Source organism: Streptomyces sp. A3M-1-3, assembly GCF_024213665.1.
Classification (GTDB): domain Bacteria; phylum Actinomycetota; class Actinomycetes; order Streptomycetales; family Streptomycetaceae; genus Streptomyces.
This window is the reverse complement of the sequence record NZ_JANAVP010000010.1, coordinates 128,819-144,206: the sequence shown is the minus strand read 5'-3', so window position 1 is coordinate 144,206 and position 15,388 is coordinate 128,819. Positions and strand designations below refer to the sequence as shown.

General features: G+C 70.4%; 14 protein-coding genes. 12 read left to right on the top strand and 2 right to left on the bottom strand.

Annotated features, from left to right (window positions below; all coding sequences use genetic code 11):
* The first annotated feature begins 107 nt into the window (after positions 1–107).
* Positions 108–1,412 (top strand): hypothetical protein, encoded by a 1,305-nt coding sequence (locus tag NLX86_RS14140; protein WP_254372023.1) that lies wholly within the window; start codon positions 108–110, stop codon positions 1,410–1,412.
* On the opposite strand, the gene NLX86_RS14135 is transcribed toward NLX86_RS14140, so the two are convergent.
* Entirely contained in the window at positions 1,402–3,720 is a 2,319-nt protein-coding gene (locus tag NLX86_RS14135) for a transglycosylase domain-containing protein (protein WP_254372022.1), read from the bottom strand. The genes NLX86_RS14140 and NLX86_RS14135 overlap by 11 nt on opposite strands.
* A 274-nt stretch (positions 3,721–3,994) precedes the next feature.
* On the opposite strand from NLX86_RS14135, the gene NLX86_RS14130 reads away from it, so the two are divergent.
* The 4 genes from NLX86_RS14130 (at position 3,995) to NLX86_RS14110 (ending at position 7,198) form a co-directional block, all read left to right on the top strand.
* Complete coding sequence (locus NLX86_RS14130; RefSeq protein ID WP_254372021.1) at positions 3,995–4,930, top strand: DMT family transporter; 936 nt, start codon at positions 3,995–3,997, stop codon at positions 4,928–4,930.
* 51 nt (positions 4,931–4,981) lie between these two features.
* Positions 4,982–5,371 carry a hypothetical protein gene (locus NLX86_RS14125; protein ID WP_254372020.1) on the top strand — a complete coding sequence of 130 codons (390 nt, stop codon included), beginning with the start codon at positions 4,982–4,984 and terminating at the stop codon, positions 5,369–5,371.
* A gap of 219 nt (positions 5,372–5,590) precedes the next feature.
* Positions 5,591–6,769: a cytochrome P450 gene (locus NLX86_RS14115; RefSeq protein WP_254372019.1), complete on the top strand. Its 1,179-nt coding sequence runs from the start codon at positions 5,591–5,593 to the stop codon at positions 6,767–6,769.
* A gap of 15 nt (positions 6,770–6,784) precedes the next feature.
* The gene (locus tag NLX86_RS14110; protein WP_254372018.1) at positions 6,785–7,198 is read left to right on the top strand and encodes a PaaI family thioesterase; all 414 of its coding nucleotides are present in this window, start codon (positions 6,785–6,787) and stop codon (positions 7,196–7,198) included.
* Positions 7,199–7,214: 16 nt separating this feature from the next.
* Here the strand turns inward: NLX86_RS14110 and NLX86_RS14105 are convergent, their stop codons facing one another.
* Positions 7,215–8,219, bottom strand: a complete 1,005-nt coding sequence (locus tag NLX86_RS14105) for a Gfo/Idh/MocA family oxidoreductase (RefSeq protein ID WP_254372017.1) — start codon at positions 8,217–8,219, stop codon at positions 7,215–7,217.
* Between the two features lie 146 nt (positions 8,220–8,365).
* Between NLX86_RS14105 and NLX86_RS14100 the strand changes: the two genes are divergently transcribed.
* The 7 genes from NLX86_RS14100 (at position 8,366) to NLX86_RS14070 (ending at position 15,384) form a co-directional block, all read left to right on the top strand.
* Positions 8,366–9,085 (top strand): GntR family transcriptional regulator, encoded by a 720-nt coding sequence (locus NLX86_RS14100; RefSeq protein WP_308409596.1) that lies wholly within the window; start codon positions 8,366–8,368, stop codon positions 9,083–9,085.
* Positions 9,086–9,208: 123 nt separating this feature from the next.
* On the top strand, positions 9,209–10,222 hold the full coding sequence (locus NLX86_RS14095) for a sugar ABC transporter substrate-binding protein (RefSeq protein ID WP_254372016.1): 1,014 nt from the start codon (positions 9,209–9,211) through the stop codon (positions 10,220–10,222).
* Between the two features lie 110 nt (positions 10,223–10,332).
* The gene (locus NLX86_RS14090) at positions 10,333–11,340 is read left to right on the top strand and encodes a sugar ABC transporter substrate-binding protein (RefSeq protein WP_254372015.1); all 1,008 of its coding nucleotides are present in this window, start codon (positions 10,333–10,335) and stop codon (positions 11,338–11,340) included.
* Complete coding sequence (locus NLX86_RS14085; protein WP_254372014.1) at positions 11,337–12,398, top strand: ABC transporter permease; 1,062 nt, start codon at positions 11,337–11,339, stop codon at positions 12,396–12,398. The genes NLX86_RS14090 and NLX86_RS14085 overlap by 4 nt, the downstream gene beginning before the upstream one ends.
* The gene (locus NLX86_RS14080; protein ID WP_254372013.1) at positions 12,395–13,234 is read left to right on the top strand and encodes an ATP-binding cassette domain-containing protein; all 840 of its coding nucleotides are present in this window, start codon (positions 12,395–12,397) and stop codon (positions 13,232–13,234) included. The genes NLX86_RS14085 and NLX86_RS14080 overlap by 4 nt, the downstream gene beginning before the upstream one ends.
* A 423-nt stretch (positions 13,235–13,657) precedes the next feature.
* The gene (locus tag NLX86_RS14075; protein WP_254372012.1) at positions 13,658–14,809 is read left to right on the top strand and encodes an ROK family glucokinase; all 1,152 of its coding nucleotides are present in this window, start codon (positions 13,658–13,660) and stop codon (positions 14,807–14,809) included.
* On the top strand, positions 14,809–15,384 hold the full coding sequence (locus NLX86_RS14070; RefSeq protein ID WP_254372011.1) for a hypothetical protein: 576 nt from the start codon (positions 14,809–14,811) through the stop codon (positions 15,382–15,384). The genes NLX86_RS14075 and NLX86_RS14070 overlap by 1 nt, the downstream gene beginning before the upstream one ends.
* Positions 15,385–15,388: the final 4 nt, after the last annotated feature.

Here is a 15,388-nt window from a genome sequence, read left to right as displayed (position 1 = left end):
CCCCCGGTGACCACTGACCGCGTCGATTCCGGTTCTGACGAACGGCGTATATTCGGACAAGCGTGTTGTGGGGACACGCGTTGGTCGTCTTGGGGGGAGCGAGTTCAATGGCACGGAGTGATCGCGCACGAGCGCGTGCGCGCGCTCGTAAACGCGCCCGCATCCGCATGGGCGTCGCCGCGGTGGTGCTGATCGTGGCCGGTGTCCTGCTCACGCGGCTGACGGGCGGCAGTGAGGAGGACGCCAAGGCGGGGGCCCCGGCCGGCAAGGGCGGGGGGGCGGAGGCGCAGCTGCACGGCGCCGGGAAGGGCAAGTCGGGCAAGGGTAAGGAGGAACCCTGGGACGGCGAGGTCAAGGTCCTGGGTGACGGCTCGACTTCGTATACCGGACCGCAGCCCAGCCAGCTCAAGCCCGAGCGGCTGAAACCGGGACAGAAGCCGCCGCAGTTCGTCGTCTTCTCCTGGGACGGTGCGCTGGAGGGCGACGACAGGACGTTCTCCCGCTTCCGGCAGGTGGCGAAGGAGAGCAAGGCGCGGATGACGTTCTTCCTCACCGGCATCTACCTGGTGCCGAAGACGAAGACGAGCCTCTACGACCCGCCCCAGCACGACCGGGGCGCCGCCGCGATCTCCTACCCGACCGACGAGCACATCAGGACGACCCTGGAGCAGCTCGGTGGTGCGTGGAAGGAGGGCAACGAGATCGGCTCGCACTTCAACGGTCACTTCTGCGGGCCCAAGGGCGGCGGCGACTGGAGCGCCGCGGAGTGGAAGAGCGAGATCGAGCAGACGTATTCGTTCGTCAAGAACTGGAAGACGAACACGGGTATGACCGATCTCGCGCCGCTGCCCTTCGACGTGGACCGGGAGACCGTCGGCGGCCGCGCCCCGTGCCTGGAGGGCCAGAAGACCCTCATTCCGGCGAGCAAGGAGTTCGGCTGGCGGTACGACGCCAGCTCGTCCGGCGACTTCCAGATCTGGCCGTCCAAGATCGACGGCATCTGGAACTTCCCGCTTCAGCTCCTGCCCTACCCGGGCAAGGAACTCCAGGTCCTCGCCATGGACTTCAACTTCCTCTACAACCAGTCCAAGGGCAGCACCGACGGTGATCCGGCGATGCACCCTGCCTGGAAGAAGGAGACCCGGGACGCCTACATGAACGGCTTCGAGCGGGTCTACAACGGCAGCCGCGCACCGCTGTTCATCGGCAACCACTTCGAGAACTGGAACGGCGGGATCTACATGGACGCCGTCGAGGACGTCATCCGCGATGTCTGCCCCCGTTCCGACGTCAAGTGCGTCTCCTTCCGGGAACTGGCCGACTGGCTGGACGCGCAGGACCCGGAAGTGCTCTCCCGTCTGCGCGGACTCGACCCGGCCCAGTCCCCGGACTGGAAGACCGTCATCGACTGACCATGTGTTCCTTCCAGATCTGTACGGGCAGTGACGCGGGGGCCGGCGCTCCCGGTCCGCCCAGTCCCTTGAGGGACAGCAGTTCCAGCTTTCTGAGGTCCGTCCGGTAGAGCACGACGGCCGTGGACTCCTTCGGGGTGTAACCCACGAACCAGGCCGCCGTGTTGTCCGGGGTGGTACCCGCCTTGCCTGCCGCCTCGGCCCCCGCCGACCGCGCGGCCTTCCCGCTGCCGTCCTGGATCGACTCCTGGAGCGCGTCGGTGACCTGCTCGGCCACGTCCGCGCGCATCGCGCGCTCCGGGCGCGGGCGCGGCAGCGGGACCAGCCCGCCATTGCGGGTGACCTTCAGCACCGAGTAGGGCTCGGTGTGCATACCGTCAGCGGCGAAGGTGCCGTACGCCGTGGCCATCCGGATGGCGCTGGGCTTGGAGTTGCCGAGCGAGAAGCCCGGCACCGACGGTCCGAAGCTCGACGGCAGCAGGCCGCTGGTGTTCGCCGTGCGCCGCACCCGCTCCAGGCCGACGTCCATGCCGAGCTGGAGGAAGGGCGTGTTCACCGAGTTGGCCATGGCCTTGTGCAGGCTGATCGCGCTGCCCCAGGACTTCTCGCCGTCGTTACTGCCCTTGACCACCTTGCCGCTGCGGTCCCAGTACGGACCCTCGGGCGTCCGGAGCGCCACATCGTGGTTGCCGTTGTACAGCGAGTTGGGGGACACGGGCACGCGCGGCGCCCCCCGCTCCTTCTGTACCCCGTCAGCCAGAGCCGCGGCGTAGACGAAGGGAGTGAACGCCGACCCGGCCGGGACGGTCACCGCGTTCGCCTCGTTGAACCCCTGCTTGAGGTAGTCGGGCCCGCCGTAGACCGCGAGGATCCGGCCGTCGGGCGCGACGGAGGCGGCGCCGGTCTTCACAAACCTGTCGGTGGCCCGCTTCTTCGGGTCGAACCCGGCACGCACCTTCTCGACGGCCTTGGAGAGCGACTCGACCTTCGGCTTCTCGAACGTGGTGTGGATCTGGTAGCCGCCGAGATCGAAGTCGGCGTCGGAGAGCTTTCCGTTCTTCGCGATGTAGTCCTTGGCCAGTTCGACGAGATAGCCCTGCTGGCCGCTCAGGTTCGTCGGCCGCCCGAGCGGCTTGGGGTCCGGGAACTTCGTGTACGTGGCGCGCTCGGCGGCGGAGAGCTTGCCGATCTGGACCATGCGGTCCAGCGTCCACTCCCACCGCTCCACGGCCCGCGCGCGGTTCTCCGCGTCGAGGGCCGGGTCGAACAGGCCGGCGCCCTTGAGCAGGGAGGCGAGGAAGGCGCCCTCGCTGGCGTTCAGCTGCGAAACCTCCTTGCCGTAGTACGCCTGCGACGCGCGCTGGATTCCGTACGTACCGCGGCCGAACCAGCTGGTGTTGAGGTACCCCTCGAGGATCTCCTGCTTGCTCAGCCGGCTGTCGAGCTTCACCGCGAGCAGTGCCTCGGTGAACTTCCGGGAGAACGTCCGGTCCTGGTTCAGGTAGGCGTTCTTGATGTACTGCTGCGTGATGGTCGACCCGCCCTGCGTGTCGCCGCCGCCGACCATCTTGCCGACCGCGCGCGCGATTCCCGAGGGGGAGATGCCGGGGTCGGAGTAGAAGCTCGCGTTCTCGGCGGCGAGTACGGCCCACTGGACGTCTTCCGGCACCTGGTCGAGCGGCATCTCCTGGCGGCTGACCCAGCCGGTCCTGGCCATCTTCGAGCCGTCGGCCCAGTAGTAGACGTTGTCCTGCTGGGTGGCGAACGCGTTCAGGTCGTCGGGGATGTCGGTCGCCGCGTAGGCGACCCCCACCACGGTCGTCAGGCTTCCGACAGCGATCAGGAAGGAGCCGAGGAGCTGGCGCAGGGACGGCACCCAGCGGCGGGCCCCCTGCCGGCCGGCGCGGGGGTAGTCCACCCGCCCCAACGCGGCCGCCAGCGCGGCGAGTGGCCGGAGTTCGCGGAGGTCGCGGAGGTCGCGGATACGGATGCCGCGCAGGTCCCCGATCCCGCGCAGCCCGCCCGTGCCGCGGGCGCTGCCGGCCCCACGGCTACCGCCGTTTCCGCGCGCGTCGAAGGCCCCACGGGCGCCGACGGCCCCACGGGCGCTGCCGTTTCCGCGCGTGCCGCCGTTCCCGCGGGTTCGGCTGCTCCCCCTCTTCTGGCGCGTGGTCCGCGAGGCCGTTGCGTCCGGTGCGCCGGAAGAGTCCGAAACGTGCGGCATGTTCGGTACGTCCGGTACTCCCGGTCGGTCGGCGGGCTTCCGCTGCTTCGCCTGCTTCCCCTGCCCGCGCCCGTGCTTACCCATGGGCCGCCCCCGTGTTCCGCCGCCCGCCTGCTCTGTGTGCAGCCTCGGTGGACATTGTCAACCCCCCCAAATCACGCCGACCCGGAGGTCGGTAGTTCTCCCTAGGTATTAACCCTACGTATCGCACCTTGCCCCGATCCATCCGCCCCTGGTCGAGCCCTTCCGGTCCACGCCCCGGAATGCCGCTTCCGTGCCCGGCGGCCCCCGGCTAGGTTGATCGTTCCGCGTGCGAGCCGCCGACGTCTCCACCCCACCCCACCCGTGGAGCCCGCCCGTGACCTCCCTCGCCACCCGCGCAACCACCCTCGCCCCGCGCCGGGCCTGGCTGACCGATCTGCCGGTGCTGCTGGTGGCCGTGGTGTGGGGCGCCAGCTATCTGGCGGCCAAGGGAATCACCACCAGCCACACCGTTGTCGCGGTGCTCGTGCTGCGCTTCGGCATCGTACTGCCGGTGCTTGCCGTCGCCGGGTGGCGGAAGCTGCGCGCGCTGACCGCGGCGCAGTGGCGCGGCGCCGGCCTGCTGGGGCTCGTACTGAGCGGGATCTTCCTGCTGGAGACGTACGGAGTCGTCCACACCTCGGCGACCAACGCGGGACTCATCATCAGCCTCACCATGATCTTCACCCCGCTCGCGGAGGCCGCCGTGACCCGGGCGCGGCCACCGCGGGCCTTCCTGGCCGCCGCCGGCCTCTCCGTCGCCGGCGTGGTGCTGCTGACCCAGGGCGGCGGTTTCACCACCCCGTCCACCGGCGACCTGCTGATGCTGCTGGCCGCCCTCGCCCGTACCGTCCACGTGCTGTTCATGGCGCGCATCAAGGCCGTGCGGACCGCCGCCGAGGCGGACTCGCTGTCCCTGACGACCATCCAGCTGGGCGCCGCCGTCGCGGTGTTCGCCGTCCTCGCAGCGGCGCCGGGCGGTGGCGAGACGCCCTGGTCGGTGGCGGCCGGTTTCGGTGTCCGGGAATGGGCCGGACTGCTCTTCCTCTCCGTCTTCTGCACGCTCTTCGCGTTCTTCGTGCAGTTGTGGGCGGTACGCCGTACCTCGCCCTCCCGCGTCAGCCTGCTGCTCGGCACCGAGCCCCTGTGGGCGGCGGCCGTGGGCATCGCACTCGGCGGTGAACGCCTGGGCCTGCTGGGGCTGCTGGGCGCCGTACTGGTGCTGACCGGGACAACCTGGGGCCGCCGCGCCGCCGACCGGGCCGCTTGCTAACTTCGGATCTTCGGCAGTTCGACAGCGGGTTCGACAACAGGGGGGAGTCCCATGCGCTCACTGGCGTACGACATCGAGTTCCGCAGGCGCGCCAAGCGAGCCCAGGCCTGGGGCTTCGGACTGCTCAGCGCGGCCGCGCTGCTGTGGCTGTGGGTCGGGATCCTGCTGCTCACGCCGTACGAGGTGGGAGGGGAGCGGTACAGCTCCAGGGACTGCGAGTCGAGGTTCTTCACGGAGTACGGGACGGCCAACGAGGGCGCGGTGAACGGCACCAGCTGCGCGGCCGAGCGTGACTGGCCCGAACTCCTCGGCGTCCTCGCCCTGTCCGTACCGGTCTCGGTCGTCGGCGCCGTCCTCTACACCGGCGGCAGCGTCAGCAACCGGATGAGCGAGCATGCCGCCGAGATCGAGCGCCTCAGCACGCCGGCGGACCGGGCCTGATCCGTACGGTGTCAGAAGCGGCGGCTGCCGGCGGCCGCCATCACCGCGAAGCCCAGACCGAGGCGGACCTGCGTGCCGAACAGGCCCAGAGAACTCGGCCTCAACAACCGGGTGCAGATCGCGCTGCTCGTCCACGACGGCGGGCTCCTGGACGAGGACAGCGACGACGACCACGTAGGCTGATCCGATCCGGGCGGACAGGCATGAGGGGTAGGGCAGTTGGCGGTCGTCGATCTGGGCGAGTTCGGTGCGGACTTCACCGCGGACCCGTACCCGTACTACGCGAAGCTGCGCGAGGCCGGACCCGTACACTTGGTGCACACCGCCGAAGGCGGACGGCTGTGGCTGATCGTCGGTCATGAGGAGGCGCGGGCCGCCCTCGCCGACCCCCGGCTGTCCAAATCGCCCGCCACCGTCGGCGCCACCATGCTGGACGAACGGGTCGTCGGACCGTATCTGCTGGTCCTTGACCCTCCCGACCACACGCGGCTGCGCAAGCTGGTCGCCCGCGAGTTCACCGCGCGCCGGGTCGAGGAGCTGCGGCCCCGCATCCAGCGGATCACCGACGGCCTGCTCGACGCACTGCCGGCGCACGGGCGGGCCGACCTGGTGGAGGCGCTGGCCTTCCCGCTCCCCCTCACGGTCATCTGCGAGCTGCTCGGGGTGCCGGCCCTGGACCGCGCGGCGTTCCGGCGGTGGTCCAACGACGTGGTGGCGCCGACGAGCGCGGAGGCCGAGCGGACCGCTGTCACCGAGCTGGCCGCGTATCTCGACGACCTCATCGAGGACAAGCGCTGCTCCGGGCCGGCCGACGACCTGCTGAGCGCCCTGATCAGGACACGGGCCGAGGACGGCGACCGGCTGTCCGCCGCCGAACTGCGCGCGCTGGCCTACCTCCTGCTCGTCGCCGGGCACGAGACCACGGTCAATCTCATCGCCAACGGAGTACGCGCCCTGCTCACGCACGCCGCCCAACTGGCCGCCCTCCGCGCCGACTTCGGCCTCCTCGACGGAGCGGTCGAGGAGATGCTGCGGTACGACGGGCCGGTCGAGACCGGCACCGCCCGCTTCAGCCGCGAGCCCGTCCCGGTCGGCGGCACCGTCATCCCGGCGGGCGAGGCGGTCCTGGTCGGCATCGCCGCGGGCAACCGCGACCCCGCCCGCCACCCGGCCCCCGACCGGTTCGACATCCGCCGCCCGCCGCAGGGCCACCTGGCCTTCGGCCACGGCCTCCACTACTGCCTCGGCGCCCCGCTTGCCCGGCTGGAGGGCCGCATCGCCGTACGCACCCTCCTCGAACGCTGCCCGGAGCTGGCCCTCGATCCGGACGGTGGTCCGCTCGACTGGCTGCCGGGCATGCTGATCCGCGGCGTCCGCCGCCTTCCCGTCCGCTGGTAAGCAGAAGGAGTCGTCTTGCCGGAACTCGACCTCGCACTCGCCCAGAAGGTGCTCGACGAGCAGCCCTTCAGCCGGCTCGTACAGTCCCGCATCACCGCCTGCGGCGGCGGGGAAGCCGTGCTGGAGGTGGACATCCGGGACGAGCTGCGGCAGCAGAACGGCTTTCTGCACGGCGGAGTGCTGGCCTACGCCGCCGACAACACGCTCACCTACGCAGCGGCCACCGTGCTCGGCATAGCCGTCCTCACCAGCGGGTTCTCCATCCAGTACGTACGCCCGGCCGTCGGCCGCACCCTGGTGGCCCGCGCCTCGGTCGTGCACGGTGGCCGCCGCCAGGCCGTGTGCCGCTGCGATCTGTACGTCGCGGACGAGGCAGGCGTGGAGACCCTGTGCGCGGTGGCCCAGGGCACGGTGCTCACCGCGCAGTAGCCACGGCGGCCAGGGCCTACGCGTCCGGGATCTCCGCCAGCCGTACCGGGCGGTGCTCGCGCCGGGACAGCTCGCACGCCTCCGCGATCCGCAGCGCGTGCAGCGCCTCGCGGCCGTCGCAGGGGTTCGGGCCCTCGCCCCGTACGAGCCGGACGAACGCGTCCAGCTCCGCCTCGTACGCGGGCGCGAAGCGCTCCAGGAACCCCGGCCACGGCTTGGTCGCGGCGGGCGGTCCCTGCGGTTCGGTCGACGTGATCGGCGTACGGTCGTCGAGGCCCACCGACACCTGGTCGAGCTCGCCGGCCAGCTCCATCCGTACGTCGTAGCCGGCGCCGTTGCACCGGGTGGCCGTCGCGGTGGCCAGCGTCCCGTCGTCCAGGGTGAGGAGGGCCGCGGCGGTGTCGACGTCGCCCGCCTCGCGGAACATCGCCGGCCCGCCGTCCGAGCCGGTCGCGTACACCTCGGTCACCTCCCGGCCGGTCACCCAGCGCAGGATGTCGAAGTCGTGGACCAGGCAGTCCCGGTAGAGCCCGCCGGACAGCGGCAGATACGCGGCCGGCGGCGGCTCCGGATCGGACGTCATGGCGCGTACGGTGTGCAGCCGGCCGAGCCGCCCCGACGCGACGAGCTCGCGCGCCGCCCGGTACCCGGCGTCGAAGCGGCGCATAAAGCCCAGCTGGAGGATGCCGTCGGCCGCCTCCACCTCGCGCAGTGCGGTCAGTGTGCCCGCCAGGTCGACCGCGATCGGCTTCTCGCAGAAGGTCGGCAGGCCGGCCCGTGCGGCGCGGCCGATCAGCTCGCCGTGCGCGGAGGTGGCGGAGGTGATCACCACGGCGTCCACGCCCCAGGAGAAGATCTCGTCCACCGAGGGCGCGGCGGTGGCGCCGAGCCGGTCCGCGACGGCGACCGCCCGTGCGGCATCGGCGTCCGCGACGAGCAGGGCCCCTGCCTCTCGATGACGGCTGAGAACTCCGGCGTGGAAGGAGCCGATGCGGCCCGTCCCGATCAGTCCGATGCGCATGGTCACAAGGTGAACCCCGCTGGTCCGCCTGTCAATCCGTTTGTCCTGACAACCGAACCTCCAGACTTCCTGTGGTCCTTACGTGCGACTACGCTCACCGTGTGTCCAAACAACTGACGGACTCCGCCGTGTCCCTTCAGCTGAGCGTGGACCGCACGAGCCCGGTCCCGCTCTATTTCCAGCTGTCCCAGCAGCTCGAGTCGGCCATAGAGAAGGGCCGGCTCGCCCCCGGCAGTCTCCTCGGCAACGAGATCGAGCTTGCGGGCAGGCTCGGCCTGTCCCGGCCCACCGTCCGCCAGGCCATCCAGCTGCTGGTCGACAAGGGCCTGCTGGTGCGCCGCCGCGGCGTCGGCACCCAGGTGGTGCACAGCCAGGTCAAGCGGCCGCTGGAGCTGAGCAGCCTGTACGACGACCTGGAGGCGGCGGGCCAGCGGCCGGCCACCAGGGTCCTGCGCAACGCCCTGGAGCCTGCGAGCGCCGAGGTCGCGGCGGCCCTCGCCGTACCGGAAGGCAGCGAGGTACACCTCGTCGAGCGGCTGCGGCTGGCCCACAACGAGCCGATGGCGCAGCTGCGCAACCATCTCCCCGCCGGTCTGCTGCCCCTCGACACCGAGCAGCTCGAAGCCACCGGCCTGTACCGGATGATGCGCGCCGCCGGGATCACGCTGCACAGCGCCCGGCAGTCGGTCGGCGCCCGCGCGGCCAGCGCGGAGGAGGGCGAGCAGCTCGGCGAGCCGGAGGGCGCGCCGCTGCTGACCATGCAGCGCACCACGTACGACGACACCGGACGCGCCGTCGAATTCGGCTCGCATGTCTACCGCGCCTCCCGTTACGCCTTCGAATTCCAGCTGCTGGTGCGCCCCTGAGCGTGTCTCCCGGCACCCGTCCGCGTAAGAATGTTCGGACAAAGTCTTGACGGGGTGCTTCACCCGCCGTTACAACTCCTGGCAGCCGCACCGGTGCGGCTCGGCAGGAAAGGCGGAACCACCATGGCGCGCAGGCGCACGGCCCGCAGGGCCCGTACTGCAGCTGTCCTCGCGGCAGCGATCGCACTGGCCGCGGCCGGATGCAGCGGCTCCGGCGGCAAGGAATCCGAGGACAAGCCCGAGCAGAGCGGCGGCGGTGGCGAAGGTCCCGGGACCGCACGGATGAAGATCGCGATGGTCACCCACTCCGGCGAGGGCGACACCTTCTGGGACATCGTCCAGAGCGGCGCCAAGAAGGCGGCCGCCAAGGACAACGTCGAATTCCTCTACGCCGCCAACAAGGACGGCAAGGAACAGGCCCAGCGGGTCCAGCAGTACATCGACGCCGACGTCGACGGGATCATCGTCACCCTCGCCAAGCCGGAGGCGATGCGGGACGCCGTCAGGAAGGCGGTCGCGGCCGGCATACCCGTGATCACCATCAACTCCGGAGCCCAGTTCTCCAAGGCCCTCGGGGCACTCAGCCACATCGGCCAGGAGGAGACCATCGCGGGCGAGGCCGTCGGCGAGGAACTGAACAAGCGCGGACTGAAGAAGGCGGTCTGCGTCATCCACGAGCAGGGCAACGTCTCCCTCGAAGAACGCTGCGCCGGGGTGAAGAAGACCTTCCGGGGCTCCGTCGAGAACCTCAACGTCGAGGGCACCAACATGCCCTCGTCCCAGTCCTCCATCGAGGCGAAGCTGCAGTCGGGCAAGGACATCGACGCGGTCGTCACGCTGGGCGCGCCCTTCGCGGCCGCCTCCATCGAGGCCAAGGAGGGCGCAGGCAGCAAGGCCGAGATCAACACCTTCGATCTCAACGAAGAGGTGGTCAAGCAGCTGAAGGCGCAGCAGATCGGATTCGCCGTCGACCAGCAGCCCTACCTCCAGGGCTATCTCGCGGTCGACGGGCTCTGGCTCCACAAGACCAACGCGAACGTAGTCGGCGGCGGCAAGCCGGTCCTCACCGGACCGGCGATCATCACTGAGAAGGACGTCCCCGCGCTGGAGAAATACACCGCCAACGGCACCCGATGAGCGCTCCGCGATCAGCTGTGTCCGATACTTGGGCGGCCGGGACGGGCGAGATCACTTCCCGGCCGCAACGAGTGGTACAGCGAGTGGTACAGCAAGAAGGGCGCGGCTTCGTGGCAAGGGTTCGGACAGGGGTGCGCGCCATCGGCGCCGTGCTGGCAGCGGTGCTCGGAGCGTCCCTGGCGGGATGCAGCAGTACGGGAGGCAAGCGCGCCGAGGAGCGGGCGGCCGAGGCCGCCCAGGGCCGCGCGGTGGACACGCCCCGCTGGACCTTTGCGATGGTCACGCATTCGGGCGACGGCGACAGCTTCTGGGACATCGTCCAGAAGGGCGCCGAGCAGGCCGCGGACAAGGACAACATCAAGTTCCTCTACTCGCACGACGACCAGGCGCAGCAGCAGGCCCAGTTCGTACAGACCGCGATCGACCAGGAGGTCGACGGCCTGATCGTCAGCCTCGCCAAGCCCGACGCCATGAAGGACGTCGTGACCAAGGCGGTCAGGGCCGGTATCCCGGTGATCACCGTCAACTCCGGCTCCGAGCAGTCGAAGGAATTCGGCGCGCTCACTCACATCGGACAGGACGAGACCGTCGCGGGCGAGGCCGTCGGTACGGAACTGACCAGGCGCGGCAGGAAGAGGGCCGTCTGCGTCCTGCACGAGCAGGGCAACGTCGGCCACGAGCAGCGCTGCGCCGGCGCGAAGAACACCTTCGGCGGTGAGCTGCAGAACCTGTACGTCGAGGGCACCAACATGCCGTCCGTACAGGCGGCGCTCGAAGCCAGGCTGCAGTCCGACCCGTCCATCGACGCGGTGGTCACCCTCGGAGCGCCCTTCGCGCCCACCGCGGTCAAGGCCGCGGAGGCGGCGGGCAGCGAGGCCGAGGTCGACACCTTCGACCTCAACGAGCAGGTCGCCGAGGACCTCCAGTCCGGCACGCTCGGCTTCGCCGTCGACCAGCAGCCGTACCTCCAGGGATACGAGGCGGTCGACCTGCTCTGGCTCTACAAGTACAACGCCGATGTGCTCGGCGGCGGCCGGCCGGTCCTCACCGGGCCCCAGATCATCACCGGGAAGGACGCCGCCGAGCTGGCGGACTACACGATTCGGGGGACCCGATGACCGCAACGGCACCAGCGCCCGCCCCGGCGCCCGCCGGCAGAACCGACGAACGCCTGGTACGGACGTCACTTCTCCGCAGGCTCCTCGGCCGCCCCGAACTCGGCGCGGTCGTCGGCGCGGCAGCCGTCTTCGTCTTCTTCTCGGTCGTCGCGGACACGTTTCTGCAGGCGAACAGCCTGTCCACGGTTCTCTACTCGGCCTCGACCATCGGCATCATGGCGGTCCCCGTCGCGCTGCTGATGATCGGCGGCGAGTTCGACCTGTCGGCCGGTGTGATGGTCACCAGCTCGGCGCTGATCTCGTCGATGTTCAGCTACCAGATGACGGCGAACGTCTGGGTCGGCGTGCTCGTCTCGCTCGTGGTCACCCTCGCCATCGGCTTCTTCAACGGCTTCATGCTGACCCGTACCAAGCTGCCGAGCTTCATCATCACGCTCGGTACGTTCCTGATGCTGACCGGTCTCAACCTCGGCTTCACCAAGCTGATCAGCGGCACCGTCTCCACGAAGTCCATCGGCGACATGGAGGGCTTCGAGTCCGCGAAGGCGTTGTTCGCCTCCCGGCTGACGATCGGCGACGTCACGCTCAAGGTGACCATCCTGTGGTGGATCGGTCTGGTGGTCCTCGCCACCTGGATCCTGCTCCGCACCCGCGCCGGCAACTGGATCTTCGCGGCCGGCGGCGGCGCGGACGCGGCCCGTGCGGTGGGCGTCCCGGTCACCAGGACCAAGATCGGGCTGTACATGGGCGTGGCCCTGTGCGCCTGGATCTCGGGCCAGCACATCCTCTTCTCCTTCGACGTCGTCCAGTCGGGAGAAGGTGTCGGCAACGAGTTCCTCTACATCATCGCGGCCGTCATCGGCGGCTGCCTGATGACCGGCGGCTACGGGTCGGCGATCGGCTCCGCCGTGGGCGCGTTCATCTTCGGCATGACGAGCAACGGCATCGTCTACGCCGAGTGGAACCCGGACTGGTTCAAGTTCTTCCTCGGAGCGATGCTCCTTCTGGCCACCCTGCTCAACGCATGGGTCCGCAAGCGTGCGGAGGCGACCACATGACCGGCACCGGTACCGGCACCGCGCTCGTCGAACTCGACGACGTCAGCAAGTTCTACGGCAACATCAGGGCGCTGGAGGGCGTCTCACTCGAAGTCCACGCGGGCGAGATCACGTGTGTGCTCGGGGACAACGGCGCCGGCAAGTCCACCCTCATCAAGATCATCGCGGGGCTGCACCAGCACGACGCGGGCTCCTTCCTCATCGAGGGGTCGAAGACCACCCTGTCCTCGCCGCGCGAGGCACTGGACCGCGGTATCGCCACGGTCTACCAGGACCTCGCGGTGGTCCCGCTGATGCCGGTCTGGCGGAACTTCTTCCTCGGCTCGGAGCCGACCCGCGGCGCCGGCCCGTTCCGTCGCCTCGACGTCGGCCTCATGCGCGAGACCACCCGTACCGAACTGCTCCGCATGGGCATCGACCTGCGCGACGTCGACCAGCCGATCGGCACGCTGTCCGGTGGCGAACGCCAGTGCGTCGCGATCGCCCGCGCCGTGTACTTCGGCGCGAAGGTCCTGGTGCTGGACGAGCCGACCGCGGCGCTGGGCGTGAAGCAGTCGGGCGTCGTACTGAAGTACGTCGCCGCCGCGCGGGACGCCGGGCTGGGGGTCGTACTGATCACCCACAACCCGCACCACGCGTATCTGGTGGGCGACCGCTTCGTGCTGCTCAAGCGCGGCACGATGTTCGGCAGCCACCCGAAGGACGGCATCACGCTGGACGAGCTGACCCGCCAGATGGCGGGCGGCTCCGAGCTGGAGGAACTCAGCCACGAACTGGAACGAGCCCCAACCCCCACCCACCTGGGCGGCCACCCGGCCCCGAAGGACGCGGGATAGACCCCGCCCGTGCCCGTAGGCGGTGAAGCTCGCGGCGAGGCGCGAGCCCGCGGTCGCCGACGGTGGCCGGCCGGCGGATACGGTGACGTGCTCGCCGTGCCCGAACGGCCGGGCCCGCCGCAGGCGGGCGTACCGCCCACCGGCCCGCGGTCGCCGACGGCGGCAGGCCGCCCACCGGAAACGGTGACCTGCTCGCCGTTGCCGAACGGGCGGGCCCGCCGCAGGCGGGCGCACCGCCCACCGGCCCGCAGCGGCGCGACGGACGCCCGCCGGAGGCAGGTGGCAGAATCGGCCACGGCGAACGATGTCCGCCGCCTGAAACGGATACCCCTACACACCCCCAAGGACGACACGACTCGTGCGAGCAGCCAGCCGCCTCCTCCGCTCCCGCCGGGGCACCCGCGCAGAAGGGCCGCACGCGACATGAGCACGTACCGGGATTTCGCGCTCGCCCAGCGCGAGGCCGCGCGGGCCACCGTCCTGCGGACCGTCGGAACGCGTGAGCGGCGCTCGCTGCTGACCGCTCCCCGCGTCCCGACCGTCGGGATCGACATCGGCGGTACGAAGGTGATGGCCGGCGTCGTCGACGCCGACGGGGTCATCCTGGAGAAGATCCGCGCCGAGACGCCGGACAAGTCCAAGAGCCCCAAGGTCGTCGAGGACACCATCGTCGAGCTGGTCCTGGACCTCTCCGACCGCCACGACGTGCACGCCGTCGGCATCGGCGCGGCCGGCTGGGTCGACGCCGACCGGTCCCGGGTCCTGTTCGCCCCGCACCTCGCCTGGCGCGACGAGCCGCTCAGGGACGCGCTGGCGGCGCGGCTCGCCGTCCCCGTCATGGTCGACAATGACGCCAACACCGCCGCCTGGGCGGAATGGCGCTTCGGCGCCGGCCGCGGCGAGGACCACCTGGTCATGATCACCCTGGGTACCGGCATCGGCGGCGCGATCCTCGAGGACGGCCAGGTCAAGCGCGGCAAGTACGGGGTGGCCGGCGAATTCGGCCATATGCAGGTCGTCCCCGGCGGCCACCGCTGCCCCTGCGGCAACCGCGGCTGCTGGGAGCAGTACAGCTCCGGCAACGCCCTCGTCCGCGAGGCCCGCGAGCTCGCCGCCGCCGACTCCCCGGTCGCGTACAACATCATCGAGCGGGTCGGCGGCAACGTCGCCGAGATCACCGGGCCGCTCATCACCGAGCTGGCCCGCGAGGGCGACGCCATGTGCGTCGAGCTGCTCCAGGACATCGGCCAGTGGCTCGGCGTCGGCATCGCCAACCTCGCCGCCGCCCTGGACCCGTCCTGCTTCGTCATCGGCGGAGGCGTCAGCTCCGCCGACGACCTGTTGATCGGCCCCGCCCGCGACGCCTTCCGCCGGCACCTCACCGGCCGCGGCTACCGTCCCGAGGCGCGGATCACCAAGGCCCAGCTCGGCCCGGATGCGGGTATGGTCGGCGCGGCCGACCTGGCCCGGCTGGTGGCGCGCCGCTTCCGGCGGGCCAACCGCCGCCGCGTGGAGCGTTACGAGCGCTACGCGCAGGCCAACAGAACGACCCGCACCACCCAGGGATTCCAGTAATGACCGTACCCAGGCAGTCGCCGCACCCGGACGAGGGCGGCGGCAAGCCGCCGGAGGACCGCCGGCACATGATCGTGCGCCGCTGGCTGACCGCGGTCATCATCGTGCTGCTGATCGGTATCCCGGCCGGCTATCTGCTGATCTCCGCCGAGCAGAGCCGCGACAGCGGCCGCGACAAGGCGAGGAAGGCGTCGGCCACCGGTCTGACCCCGGGCTGGCCGTCCAAGGTGCAGCGCAGCGTCTACGACGTGCCGATCCCCGACCTGGCCAGGGGCGTCGCCTTCTACGAGACGAACAACTGGAAGACCAGCAGGCTGTACGTGCAGTTCAGGACGACCAACAACGACCTGGACGCCTTTCTGAAGAACGTGGGCACCAGCCGCGCCGCCCTCAAGGAGGGGGTGGCCATCGGCGAGCGCGACACCGCCGTCGTCGGCTGGAAGTTCCTCCCCAGCCATCTGTGGTGGAGCACGACGCACACGCAGAAGGACCCGAAGCCCACCCAGCACATCACCGTGGACTTCAGCGATCTCTTCGCACCGCGCGTGTACCTCGTCTCGACCGCGACCCCCTGAGGTG

Coding starts and splice junctions, on each gene's coding strand:
- NLX86_RS14140 (WP_254372023.1), top strand. CDS start 108: ATGGCACGGAGTGATCGCGCACGAGCGCGTGCGCGCGCTCGTAAACGC.
- NLX86_RS14135 (WP_254372022.1), bottom strand. CDS start 3,720: ATGGGTAAGCACGGGCGCGGGCAGGGGAAGCAGGCGAAGCAGCGGAAG.
- NLX86_RS14125 (WP_254372020.1), top strand. CDS start 4,982: ATGCGCTCACTGGCGTACGACATCGAGTTCCGCAGGCGCGCCAAGCGA.
- NLX86_RS14105 (WP_254372017.1), bottom strand. CDS start 8,219: ATGCGCATCGGACTGATCGGGACGGGCCGCATCGGCTCCTTCCACGCC.
- NLX86_RS14095 (WP_254372016.1), top strand. CDS start 9,209: ATGGCGCGCAGGCGCACGGCCCGCAGGGCCCGTACTGCAGCTGTCCTC.
- NLX86_RS14085 (WP_254372014.1), top strand. CDS start 11,337: ATGACCGCAACGGCACCAGCGCCCGCCCCGGCGCCCGCCGGCAGAACC.
- NLX86_RS14080 (WP_254372013.1), top strand. CDS start 12,395: ATGACCGGCACCGGTACCGGCACCGCGCTCGTCGAACTCGACGACGTC.
- NLX86_RS14075 (WP_254372012.1), top strand. CDS start 13,658: ATGAGCACGTACCGGGATTTCGCGCTCGCCCAGCGCGAGGCCGCGCGG.
- NLX86_RS14070 (WP_254372011.1), top strand. CDS start 14,809: ATGACCGTACCCAGGCAGTCGCCGCACCCGGACGAGGGCGGCGGCAAG.